Here is a 12,074-nt window from a genome sequence, read left to right on the forward strand (position 1 = left end):
ATGACTTTATTCCGCTCAACGGGTTCCGTAGGGGATTGAATATGCTGACCGCTACCATTGACTTATTCGAAACACCGGCAGCCGCACGCTTCAATGTCGGCGATGTTGTCACGCTGAAGGAAGGTGGCCCGCGCATGACCGTGACGTACGCAGGACGGGTGGCGCTCAATCCTGGCGACTGGCTGATTTGCGAGTGGTTCGACGAATATGGCGAACTGCGCCGCGAGATGTTCGCGCACGAGAGCGTGCGGGCCGAGCCGCGCTCGATTCCTGCGGGCTCGGTGGTGTGGGGCAGAATGGGCCGGGCGGCCTGATTATTTCTTCCCGTTATTTCTCCCTGCGGTCACGCGTCGTAGCGCGCCTTTGCACGCGCATCAGAAGCGCCGAAGAAAACTCCCGCATCCGCACGATCTTTCGCGTCTCTACGATTTCACCTGCCACGTTCTTCGGCGGGTTCGGCTGCAACGACCAGTAGAGCGCGAGCAGCCAGCCAAAGCCGGTCCAGCCGAGACATGCATTGAAGAGCGCCAGCGTCAGCAGGTCGTGACGCTTGCGCCGGTCCGCGAGAATGCTCGGCAGAAAATACAGCGCCAGCGCAAGCACCGCGGCGATGGCCTGAACCACGACGTTGCTACCCATAGTCTGGCTCCCCAGGACGCGACCTATGCCGCGATTGTCGCGCGATTGTTAGCTTTGCGCAGCGTTGCTGTAAACGTTCGCTGTGAGCCTGCATGCACGGCGAGGGGTTCAGCGCATCGCACATCAGGTCTATCATGGACGTTTCGACTGAACAGAACCGCCACGGACCGCCACCATGATCTCCGACGATACGACACAGCAGAATCAGCGCATCAACCAGGACACACTACGCGAATTCGTAGACCGCAAATGGAACGACGAGATCGTGCCTGCGCTCACGGACTACATCGCGGTGCCGGCCAAGAGTCCGGCGTTCGATCCCGAGTGGGTCAAGCATGGCTATCTCGAGCGCGTGATTACCGACGCGGCGCAATGGGCCGAGCAGCAACCCGTGCGCGGCCTGAAACTTGAAGTGATTCGCTTGCCGGGCCGCACGCCGGTGATTTTCTTCGAAACAGCCGCGACCCGATCGGGCAGCGAAGAAACTATCGTGCTGTACGGCCACCTCGATAAGCAGCCTGAATTCGACGGCTGGCGCAAGGACCTCGGCCCCTGGACGCCGAAGCTCGAAAACGACAAGCTGTACGGCCGCGGCGGCGCCGACGACGGCTACGCGATCTACGCGAGCCTCACGGCACTGGCCGCGCTGGACGCGCAAGGCATCGAGCGTCCGCGCTGCGTCGGTCTGATCGAAACCTGCGAGGAATCGGGCAGCTACGATCTGCTGCCGTACGTCGACGCGTTGCGCGAACGGCTCGGCAAAGTCGGTCTCGTCGTGTGTCTCGACTCGGGTGCCGGCAACTACGATCAACTGTGGCTCACTACGTCGTTGCGCGGGCTGGTCGCCGGCGACCTCGAAGTCCAGGTGCTCGACGAAGGTATTCACTCGGGCGGTTACGGCGGCATCGCGCCTTCGAGCTTCCGCATCATGCGGCAACTGTTCGACCGTCTCGAAGACTCCGCCAACGGCACGTTGTTGCCGAAGGGTTTTCACGTCTCGATCCCGGCGGACCGTCTGCGCGAAGCGGAGGCGACTGCCCAGATTCTCGGCGACGATGTCTGGAAGAAGCTGCCTTGGGCCTGCGGGCAGGACGGCCGTCAGGTGCTGCCCACCACCACTGATCCGCAAGAAGCCTTGCTCAACTCGACGTGGCGTCCTTCGCTGTCGGTGACCGGCGCGGCCGGCTTGCCCGCGCTCGCCGACGCCGGCAACGTGCTGCGTCCGCGCACGGCGTTCAAGCTGTCGCTGCGCCTGCCGCCGCTGATCGAGGCGGACAAGGCCGTCGCCGAACTGAAGGCGCTGCTCGAATTCGATCCGCCGTACAATGCCAAGGTTACCTTCAAGCCGGACGCCGGCGCGGCGAGCGGCTGGAGCGCGCCCGATCTCGCGCCGTGGCTCGCCACCGCGCTTAACGACGCGTCGCGCGCGCACTATGGCGCGGACGTTGCCTACATGGGGCAGGGCGGCACGATTCCGTTGATGAACATATTGAAGTCGGGCTTCCCGAAATCGCAGTTCATGGTGTGCGGCGTGCTCGGTCCGAAGTCGAACGCACATGGACCGAACGAGTTCCTGCACGTGCCGTACGGCAAGAAGCTGACGGCGGCCGTTGCTCAAGTGATCGCGGCGGCGCCTTGATGAACGTTTCGTCTTGGTGTTTCCTGCAATAGCGTTGCAGATGAGTTGCAGGTGGATCAGCGGGCGCTCTGGGGCGCCCGCGTTCGAATATGCAAATTGAATGTTCCGTCTGTTAGCCCACAAATAAAAAAACAAACATCCACAAGCTATATTTTCGATTGCATTACCTAGTCGAAGACTATTTCTTTTTCTTTCAAATCCGGCAAGAAATTCAAGCTTCGCTCGCTCGCTAATTTATTGCAGCTGCTGCTCATTTGCGGGCTAATTTCGCCCATCTCCGGTGCGCAAGCGTTTGCGTCCGCGACATCTTTTACCCCATGGTTGACCTCCCCGCAGAGCGCCGTCTGGCGGGGCTTCACACGGGTGTTGCATTCATCTGTTGGTTACCCCGCTCCCATCCGATTCCGGTCTGCTTTAGGCTCGCATTGCAATGCCAGTGTTTAACCTTAAAAGGACCGTTCAAAATGAATCTGCATAACCACCACGCCTGCCGCCCGTTCCTCGAGGCCGGCAATTTGTCGCAAGTCTCCGCCTACTACGAAGAAGGTCGCAACATCATGTGGATGATGCTGCGGTCGCAGCCGCGTCCCTGTTTCAATCTCGATCTGGTGCACGACATTCTGGGTCTCGCGCAGGCAGCACGGGAGTCCGGTTTGCCGGTCGACTTCTGGGTGACAGGCTCGTTGATTCCGTCCATGTTCAACGTCGGGGGTGACCTCGATTTCTTTGCCGACTCGATCCGCTCGGGCAAGCGCCAGGCGCTGATGGCGTATGCGCGAGCCTGCGTCGATTGCGTTCACGCGGCGGCGCGCGGCTTCGACACGGGGGCGATTTCGATCGCGATGGTGGAGGGTACGGCGCTTGGAGGGGGCTTCGAGGCCGCACTGGCGCACCATTTCCTGTTGGCGCAGAACGATGCGCGCATGGGCTTTCCAGAGATCGCGTTCAACCTGTTCCCGGGCATGGGTGGTTATTCGCTGGTCGCGCGCAAGGCGGGCATGCGTCTGGCCGAGGAGTTGATCGGCGTGGGCGAATCGCATACGGCTGAATGGCACTTCGGCAAGGGGCTGGTCGACCAGCTGTTCGAGCCAGGCGACGCCTATATGGCGACGCGTACTTTTATCGACACGCTCAGGCCGAAGATGACCGGCATCCGCGGGATGCTGCGGGCGCGCCAGCGCGTGCTGCAACTCTCGCGCGCCGAGTTGATGGAAATTACCGAAGACTGGGTGGACGCAGCCTTCACGATCGAGGAGAAGGACCTCGCCTTCATGGAGCGGCTGGTGATGCTGCAAAACCGCCGTACTTCAAACCTGCGCCAGACAGCCTCCAGCGCGGCCAATTTCGCCTGAATTGATCTGGGTCGCGACAACATCGAGCCGCAGCGGCGCGCCCCAATCCCCCAAGGGGACTTCCTTCGGGGCGGGGGACTTCCTTCGGGGCGTTCCCCAATCCCCCAAGGGGACTTCCTTCGGCGCGGGGGACTTCGCTCGGGGCGCCCCCCAAGGGGACTTCCTTCGAGGCGCGCGTGCCGCTCAGGCGATCAGTCTGAGCTTCTGTCTATCCTGCAACCAGCGTTCGAATTCCGCAGCCGGCATGGCCTGACCGTACATGAAACCCTGCACGTAGTCGACACCCAGCCCCCTCATGAACATCTCTTCCGATTCGGTTTCGATGCCTTCGGCGACCACCTTGAAATTCAGCTCCTGCGCGACCACCACCATCGAGCGCACCAGTGCCTGCGCTTTGGTGTCGGCATTGATCGAGCGGACGAAACTGCGGTCGAGCTTGATGACGTCGAGCGGAATGCGGCCCAACTGCGAGAGCGACGAATAGCCGGTGCCGAAGTCGTCGAGATGAACCTGCGCGCCGAGCTGGCGGAACTGCTTGATCAGATCGATCGCCGCCGCTTCGTCCTCGATCAGGCAGCTCTCGGTGAGTTCCAGATCGAGCAGACAGGGATCGAGATTCGCGCGCTCCAGCGCTTCGCTGAAATGCCGCACCACGGCGGTATCGACCAGTTGCCGTGCCGACACGTTGATCGCGATGCGCAGGTTGTAGCCGTCCGCCTTCCATTTGGCGGCTTGCCTAGCGGCCGTTTCCATGACCCAGCGGCCGAGCACGCCGATTAGCCCGGATTCTTCCGCATAGCGGATGAACTCGGCCGGCATGATCTGCCCGCGCTCCGGCGAGTTCCAGCGTACCAGCGCCTCCGCGCCCTGCACCGCGCCGGTGGCGAGCACGAGCTTGGGCTGATAGTGCAGCGTCAACTGGCCCTCTTCGAGACCGCGCCGCAGGTTGGTGTCGAGCCACATGTACTCGGCGACCTTGCGGTTCATGTCGGGCGAGAACACGCGATAGGTGCGCTTGCCTTCATCTTTGGCAACGTACATTGCCGTGTCCGCGGAACGGATCAGCGATTCGAGGTTGTCGCCGTGTTCCGGATGCAGTGCGATGCCGATCGAGCAGCCGGTGTAGACCTGGACGAGCCCCAGGCTGAACGGCGTGCGCAGGCGTTCGAGAATGCGCCGCGCGGTGGCTTCGAGATCGTGGGCGGTGCCTTTAGCGGCGAGCACAATGAACTCGTCGCCGCCGAGGCGTGCGAGCGTATCGCCTTCGTTCAGGCAGGTGCTGATGGCCGCTGACACGTCGCGGATCAGCCGATCGCCGAAGACATGGCCGTAGTGGTCGTTGACCTTCTTGAAGTTGTCGAGATCGAGGAACAGCACGCCGACCGATTCGCCTGGGGCCGCTTCTTCGATCACGGTACGGATCTTGTCGTGGATCGCGTTGCGATTGGCGAGGCCGGTGAGCGAATCGGTGTTCGCCAGTTCGGTGAGCCGTTCCTGCGCGAGCCGTTCTTCGGTGATGTCGGTGCCCGAGCAGATCAGAAACTGTTCGTCGACGCCGCTGCCGCTGTGAACGAACTTGTTGCGAAACAGAAAGAGCCGTTCGCCGTGGATGGTTTTCACGCGCCGCTCGACCTCGTACGAGACGCCGCGATTGAAGAAACCCGCAATGTTCTGGCTCGACGCCGCGCCGGATTCGGTGGACATGAACAGCGCCCAAACATTGCGGCCGACAATGTCTTCTTCCTTGACGCCGGTGAGTTCCTCGGCGAGACGGTTGAAGCGCTGTATACGACCGTGCCTGTCGACGATGACCACGACGGAGTTGACTTCGGAGACGACCTGTTCGGCGAAAGAGAGACCGTGGACCAGGTCGCGCGCGACGGATTCCGTGTCGTCATAGGCCGAGGCGGTGCCGGCCCACGTATTGCTGGCGAGTTTTTTGCCGACGAGGTGCAGGCGTAACGGTTCGCCGAACAGCCGTACGTCGAGGATGAGGTGCGAGGTGATGCCGGTGAGGCAACGGATTTGCGAGGCCTGCTGGGGATTCAGCGGAATGGCGACATTGGCCGGCACGTCGCCGGTGACAGGCGTGAGTTCCAATGCGTTGCTGTCGCTCGACAGACGCCAGCAAGGGCTGCTTGTGCCGAACTGGGCATAAAGCACCTGATCGTGTTGGTCGTCGTTCATGAGATCCCCGGGGCCGTGTGTGCCGATGGGCCCCACCGTGAAGGCGGGTTGGCGGCAAACAGTCTTCATCATACTTAAAGACTGGCCTCATTGTAGCGAAGCGGCTGGCGTTCGGGCCCATAAACATTAACGGTCAGGATGGTCTTTGGCTTTAGGCCCAGCCCTTTCAAGGTCTTGGGGACAGAAACCTGGTAACCTGGCGACCTGTTCAACGGCAGGGGCCAGGTAGTGTTTGACGAGGTGATGAAGCATTTCGAGCAGCAGGCACCGGTGTGCGTGATGGCGCGCGCTGTGTTGCAAAGAGCGATTACGCCGCAATGGGTTGACGAGGTATTCGCCGAGCACCGGCAGAGGCAGTATCCACGGGAGTTGCTGTTCTCGACGGTGGTGGAACTGATGACGCTGGTATCGCTCGGGCTGAGCCCGTCGCTGTATGCGGCTGCGACGCGGGCCAGACAGTTGCCGGTGTCGCTGGCAGCGCTGTACGAGAAGGTCAATCGCACTGAGCCGGCGATTCTGCGTGCGCTGGTACAAGGTAGCGCACAACGTCTTGAGCCGGTGCTTGCCGCATGGCCGGGCACGCCCAGCCTGCCCGGCTGGCGTATGCGCGTGCTCGATGGCAATCATCTTGCGGCCAGCGAGAAGCGGCTGGCGGCATTGCGCGGGCAGCGAGGCGCCGCCTTGCCGGGACACGCCCTGGTGGTCTATGAACCGGATCTGGGACTGGTGACGGATCTGGTGGCCATCGAGGACGCGCATGCGCAGGAGCGTTCGGCCATGGCCCCGCTGATCGACTGCGCCGGGCCGGGGGAACTGTGGCTGGCGGACCGGAACTTCTGCACCAGCACTATCCTGCTGGGCTGGCATCAGGCGCAGGCCTGCTTCATCGTGCGCGAACACGGTAAAAACAGCCCGCCGCTTGAGGGCAGCGGCGCCTGGGTGGATGGCGCACGTGTCGAAACCGGTCGGGTGCGCGAGCAACGGCTTGATCTGAAGGCCGGCTTCGCCTGGCGGCGAATTGAACTGACGCTGGACAAGCCCACCGAGGCGGGCGACACCGTAATCCGGTTGTGGAGCAATCTGCCTGCCACCGTCGGCGCACATGAGATCGCCCGTCTGTACCGCAAGCGCTGGCGCATAGAAGGCATGTTCCAGCGGCTCGAGTCGGTCCTGCATAGCGAAATCCGCTCGCTCGGGCATCCGCGTGCCGCGTTACTGGGCTTTGCCGTGGCGATTCTGGCGTACAACGTGCTGTCCGTGCTCAAGCGCAGCGTCGAGATCGCACATACCCGAACTGATGAAGCGAACAGCGCGGCACCCGACGTATCGACGTATTACCTGGCACTGCAAATTCGCGGCCAGTATGAGGGCATGCTCATTGCGGTGCCACCTCAGCATTGGTCGCACTGGAGCGACGCGGCGCCCGAAGTGATGGCCGGCAAGCTACTCGAACTTGCCAGCCACGTCGATCCGTTTCAGGTACGCACCCGCAAGCGCGGGCCCAAGACGCGCCAATCCACTCCTTACGTTGAAGCCGCCACAGCGCGATCCCATCACAGCACCGCACGTTTGCTAAAGCGTGCCCGCGAAAAAGCATCCTGATCCGCGTCCCTATGTGCAAAGACCTTGAAAGGGCTGGGCTTTAGGCCCTTGTTTCGGGCGCGCTCGTGCAAAGCGTCGAAAGCGCATCAAAATTGCCTCAGAACCGCCGAGCCAGCATGCTTCGTGCGCGCTCCCGTTCCGCGGGAATCGCTTCCACCGAGGGGGCGAACCAGAAAGCCCCCGCAACAAGTGTCGCGACAACAACACCATCCCGATACAAAACCCGATTCCCCGCAACAGCAGGCACCCGTTCGCCGACCAGCAACGTGCCTGCAAGATTCAAAGCATCGGTTCCGGCGACACACACAAAAGCACCATCGTTCGCATGCCGTCGAACTTCACGCAATAACGGAATCGCTTCCGGTAGAGCAAATTGTTCGCCGGCGAGGCCATTCACAAATCGCCCACCGCGAACGACGCCGCGTGCTTCGAGCCGCTGAAACACGCGCAACAGATCCCGCCACGGCGGCAACCATTCGGCCTCGCGCTCGAGCGCGCGCCAGAACACCACCCCATAACGGCGCAGCAAAGTCATCGCGACATGTTCGAGTATCTCGGGGGCGAACTGCTGACGGCGCGCTGGCGAGGTTTCCGCTGCAGCGGCAACGGGCTGCCGGTTGACCAGGGCCCAGCGTCCCGCGTCGTCCATTCCTCCGATCAATGCGCTCGACCTGACACGCCGGCTGCTCGCATGGGCACTATAAGGACTGCGTTTGGCGACGGGCTTCAACAACGCCCGCAAGCCGGCGAAACTGTCGGAATTCACGAGGCCCGCTGCAACCAGCTCGCCCAGCGCGTTCTCCAGTTCCATGCGCAAGCCGCTTACTTCGGTCAGCAATTCGTCGAAGAACATCGCGCCATGTTGCGATAACGTGTCATGGACGCGCTGCGCGCGGGCCGATAGCTCCGGTTGTTTCGACGGGTCGATCAGCGCGCTCCATACGCGCACCTGGGCGCGCGGCAAAAGGACGATCGGCGTGCTGCGCACGGGTCCCGCCGCGCCGCGGGCCCGCTCGGTGAGGCGGGTCCAGACGATCTTGCCGGCACGGCATAGTTCGTCTAGCGAAATGTTCGCGTACGCCTTGACGCGCGCCGGCAGAATGTCTTCTTCCCATGCGCCCGCCGCGGCCTGAAATCCCTCCAGCTGGTCGAGCACGGCGGCCAAAGCGTCGCGTCCCTCGCTGCGGGTGTCCGGCGTCAAATGCTGCCATTCGAATAGAAAGCGCATGAAGTCGTGCCGTTCCACCGGCTCGATCTCACGCCGCAAGCGTTTCACCGTGTAACGGTGGATCCGCGCAAGCAAATGGCGTTCGCACCATTCTTCTTCGGTTGCGCCCGGCGAGAAGCGGCCGCGCATCACGTAGCCTTCCGCTTCGAGGCGCGTCAACGTTTGTTCAACGGATGCCGCGGGCAAGCTCAGCGCCTCGGCAATCGCGCGCACCGGCAGCGGGCCGAAGCCGGTCAGCCGGGCGCGCAGCACGTCGAGCAGGGCGTCGTCGGCGCTCCAGGCGTCGGTGTAGCCCTTCGGTGCGGTGAGCGGCGGTTCAAACGGGGCGTCAGGGTAGAGCGCCTGGAAACAGGTCAGGCGCTCGGCGGGCAGCCACAGCGCGTCGTCCGCGGTGATCTGCAGGCGGCTCGCGCGGCCGGATACGGCAAGCGAAGCGAGCCATGCCGGCCAGCCTTCATTGTTGCGCGCTTCGGTCCCGGTGATGCAGGCGAGGCCCGTTAGCGCTTCGTGCATCTCGTCGGCGGTGCGCGCCTGCGGCCATGCTTCGTCGCGCACGCTGTCGATCGCGTCGGCGTCGAGTGCGCCGAGGTCGTCAGCGCTAGACGGATCGGTCCAGCGGCGGTTCAGCACGGCTTGCGTGCGACGCTCTTCGATCGGTGCGTCGTCGAGATAGGCGTACGGCTTGGCGTTGAGGATTTCGGCGGCAAGCGGCGAGGGCGCCGGCAAATCGCGAGCGATCAGTTGCACGTTGCCCTGTTCGATACGACGCAGCAATGCAAGCCAGCTTTCGCTGTCCATCGCTTCGTGCAGGCAGTCGTCGACGGTTTGGTCCACTAACGGATGATGCGGCAGTTCGCGCTCGCCGACGATGTTCTCCAGACACGCGGCCTGCTCGGGAAACACGCTCGCGAGCAGATCTTCGCTACGCATGCGCTGCAATTGCGGCGGAGTCTTGCGCCCGCCGGTATAACGCGGCAGGCCGAGCGCGGTGGTCGCGTTCCAGCGCCAGCGCACGCCGAAGAGCGGCGCGTCGAGCAGCGCCTGGATCAGCAGATGTTCGGCGCTGTTCGAATGCAGGTAGCGCCACACTTCGTCGAGTACGAACGAATGGCTGCCGGTCAGCGAGAGGACGATCGCGTCTTCGGTGGCGGCGGCCTGCAGTTCGAAGTTGAAGGTCCGGCAAAAACGCTTGCGCAACGCGAGACCCCACGCGCGGTTTACGCGGCTGCCGAACGGCGCATGGATCACGAGTTGCGTGCCGCCGGATTCGTCGAAGAAGCGCTCCATCGCGAGCGTGTTTTGCGTCGGCAGCACGCTTAGCGCGGCGCGTGCACGCGCGAGATAGTCGACGATCTGGCGGGCGGCGGCTTCGTCGAGATTGAGGGTGTCGACGAGCCAGTCGATTGCGCGTTCAATGCGTGCGGGTATGACTTGGGCATCGGCCTCCTTCCCATCGAGCAAGCGTCCAATCTGCTCTCGCAAGCGCGCGACGCCGAACGACAGTTCATCGCTGCGCCCCGGCGCCTCGCCGAGCCAGAACGGAATATTCGGCGGCTGCCCCTGCGCGTCCTCGACTCGCACGCGGCCGCTCTCGATCCGCAGAATCCGGTACGACGCATTGCCGAGTTGAAACACATCGCCTGCCAGACTCTCGACGGCGAAATCCTCGTTGACGGTGCCGATATTGATCGCCTGCGGTTCGAGCACCACCGCGTAGTCGGCGTTCTCGGGAATCGTGCCGCCCGAAGTCACGGCGACCAGTTTTCCGCCACGCCGGCCACGCAAGGTGCCGCTCACCACGTCGCGGTGAATATAGGCGCCGCGCGGGCCGTTGCGGTTCGTATAGCCTTCGGCCAGCATGCGCAGCACGGCGTCGTATTGTTCGCGTTCCAGGTCGGCGTAGGGGGCTGCGCGCCGCATCATCTCGAACAGTGCGTCTTCGTTCCATTCGGCGCTGGATACCTCGGCGACGATCTGTTGTGCGAGCACATCGAGCGGCGCGCGCGGAATCCGTAACGCGTCGAGTTCGCCACGCCGCACGCAGTCGAGCAGCGCCGCGCATTCGATCAGATCGTCGCGCGAGGCCGGAAAAAGCCGGCCCTTCGGCATGCCGCCGACATGGTGGCCCGAGCGCCCCACACGTTGCAGGAACGGCGCGATCGCGCGCGGCGAACCCATCTGGCAGACCAGATCGACGTCGCCGATATCGATGCCCAACTCCAGCGAAGCGGTGGCGATCAGCACGCGCAACTCGCCGCGTTTCAGGCGCTGTTCGGCGTCGAAACGATGTTCTTTGGCGAGACTGCCGTGATGCGCGGCGACCACGTCCTTGCCCAGGCGCTCGGTCAGATGGCGCGCGGCCCGTTCGGCCATGCGGCGCGTGTTGACGAAAATCAGCGTGGTGCGATGCATCGCCACCAGTTCGGCGAGCCGGTCGTAGACGCGCTCCCACACTTCGTTGGGCATCACCGCTTCGAGCGGTACGGGCGGAATCTCCAGCGCGAGATCGCGCTCGCGGATGTGCCCCACGTCGATGATCGCGCAGTCGGCGGGAACGCCGCTTTCGATCCTCGCGCCGCCCACCAGAAAGCGCGCTACGGCGCTGACCGGTTTTTGCGTCGCCGACAGACCGATCCGCGGCAAGCGCCGCTGACACAGCGCGTCGAGCCGTTCGAGGCTGAGCGCCAGATGACTGCCGCGCTTGCTGCCGGCGAGTGCGTGAATTTCGTCGACGATCACCGTGCGCACCGTCGACAGCATGCGGCGGCCGGAATCTGAGCCGAGCAGGACGTACAGCGATTCGGGCGTGGTCACGAGAATATGCGGCGCGCGCTTTTTCAGCGCGTTGCGCTCCTGCTGCGTGGTGTCGCCGGTGCGCACGGCGGTGCGGATGTCGAGCGGCGGCAGGCCGCGCGCGTCGAGTTCCGCGGCGATGCCCTGCAACGGCACTTGCAGATTGATGCGGATGTCGTTGGAGAGCGCTTTTAGCGGCGAGACGTAGACCACCAGCGTTTCGTCGGGCAAGGCGCCGCCGTTGGCGAGGCCTTGCTGGACGAGGTCGTCGAGCGCAGACAGGAAGGCCGTGAGGGTTTTGCCCGAACCGGTGGGCGCGGCGACGAGGGTTGAGCGCCCACTGCGAATCTGCGGCCAGGCGGAAGCCTGGGCGTCGGTGGGGGCGGGGAAGGTCTTCAGGAACCAGCCGGCGACTGCGGGATGGAAGTTATCCAGCGCGCTGGCCGGTAAAGGGTTCGAAGCGGGGTTAGAAGCGGCGCACAAAGCGGGGTCCGATGCGTGGCCCGAAGCGGCATCTGGAGCCGCCCGCAATGGCGGATCGAAGTCCGAAGAATCAGAGGTCACGCCTAACGCGGTGGCGGATGTCGAGGCCGAAGTCATGCTGGCATAGATGGGGACGCGGCGTGCCATATCC

The 12,074-nt window shown here is 63.5% G+C and carries 7 protein-coding genes; 4 read left to right on the forward strand and 3 right to left on the reverse strand.

All coding sequences use genetic code 11. The features are described 5' to 3' along the window. The first annotated feature begins 41 nt into the window (after positions 1 to 41). Positions 42 to 314: a YodC family protein gene (locus GNZ13_RS22195; protein WP_172168078.1), complete on the forward strand. Its 273-nt coding sequence runs from the start codon at positions 42 to 44 to the stop codon at positions 312 to 314. A gap of 13 nt (positions 315 to 327) precedes the next feature. On the opposite strand, the gene GNZ13_RS22200 is transcribed toward GNZ13_RS22195, so the two are convergent. Beyond that, positions 328 to 639, reverse strand: coding sequence for a superinfection immunity protein (locus tag GNZ13_RS22200; RefSeq protein ID WP_172168080.1), 312 nt, complete (start codon positions 637 to 639; stop codon positions 328 to 330). Positions 640 to 814: 175 nt separating this feature from the next. Here GNZ13_RS22200 and GNZ13_RS22205 point away from each other — a divergent pair, with 175 nt between their 5' ends. Together GNZ13_RS22205 and GNZ13_RS22210 are read left to right on the forward strand one after the other, a co-directional pair. Then, positions 815 to 2,278 (forward strand): M20 family metallopeptidase, encoded by a 1,464-nt coding sequence (locus tag GNZ13_RS22205; protein ID WP_172168082.1) that lies wholly within the window; start codon positions 815 to 817, stop codon positions 2,276 to 2,278. A gap of 464 nt (positions 2,279 to 2,742) precedes the next feature. Then, a complete protein-coding gene (locus GNZ13_RS22210) occupies positions 2,743 to 3,630 on the forward strand; it encodes a crotonase/enoyl-CoA hydratase family protein (protein WP_172168083.1) in 888 nt (295 codons plus the stop codon). A gap of 183 nt (positions 3,631 to 3,813) precedes the next feature. Here GNZ13_RS22210 and pdeR read toward each other — a convergent pair whose 3' ends face one another. Beyond that, positions 3,814 to 5,817, reverse strand: a complete 2,004-nt coding sequence (gene pdeR, locus GNZ13_RS22215) for a cyclic di-GMP phosphodiesterase (protein ID WP_172168085.1) — start codon at positions 5,815 to 5,817, stop codon at positions 3,814 to 3,816. A gap of 279 nt (positions 5,818 to 6,096) precedes the next feature. Between pdeR and GNZ13_RS22220 the strand changes: the two genes are divergently transcribed. Continuing rightward, positions 6,097 to 7,419 carry an IS4 family transposase gene (locus GNZ13_RS22220; protein WP_172159923.1) on the forward strand — a complete coding sequence of 441 codons (1,323 nt, stop codon included), beginning with the start codon at positions 6,097 to 6,099 and terminating at the stop codon, positions 7,417 to 7,419. A gap of 97 nt (positions 7,420 to 7,516) precedes the next feature. Here the strand turns inward: GNZ13_RS22220 and GNZ13_RS22225 are convergent, their stop codons facing one another. Further along, complete coding sequence (locus GNZ13_RS22225) at positions 7,517 to 12,070, reverse strand: DEAD/DEAH box helicase (RefSeq protein ID WP_172168087.1); 4,554 nt, start codon at positions 12,068 to 12,070, stop codon at positions 7,517 to 7,519. Positions 12,071 to 12,074: the final 4 nt, after the last annotated feature.

The organism is Paraburkholderia elongata, from assembly GCF_013177735.1.
Taxonomy (GTDB): Bacteria; Pseudomonadota; Gammaproteobacteria; order Burkholderiales; family Burkholderiaceae; genus Paraburkholderia; species Paraburkholderia elongata.

What these genes read in the sequence shown, in the direction of transcription:
- GNZ13_RS22200 (WP_172168080.1), bottom strand. Translation starts at nt 639, where the DNA reads ATGGGTAGCAACGTCGTGGTTCAGGCCATCGCCGCGGTGCTTGCGCTG.
- GNZ13_RS22225 (WP_172168087.1), bottom strand. Translation starts at nt 12,070, where the DNA reads ATGGCACGCCGCGTCCCCATCTATGCCAGCATGACTTCGGCCTCGACA.
- GNZ13_RS22205 (WP_172168082.1), top strand. Translation starts at nt 815, where the DNA reads ATGATCTCCGACGATACGACACAGCAGAATCAGCGCATCAACCAGGAC.
- pdeR (WP_172168085.1), bottom strand. Translation starts at nt 5,817, where the DNA reads ATGAACGACGACCAACACGATCAGGTGCTTTATGCCCAGTTCGGCACA.
- GNZ13_RS22220 (WP_172159923.1), top strand. Translation starts at nt 6,097, where the DNA reads ATGGCGCGCGCTGTGTTGCAAAGAGCGATTACGCCGCAATGGGTTGAC.
- GNZ13_RS22195 (WP_172168078.1), top strand. Translation starts at nt 42, where the DNA reads ATGCTGACCGCTACCATTGACTTATTCGAAACACCGGCAGCCGCACGC.
- GNZ13_RS22210 (WP_172168083.1), top strand. Translation starts at nt 2,743, where the DNA reads ATGAATCTGCATAACCACCACGCCTGCCGCCCGTTCCTCGAGGCCGGC.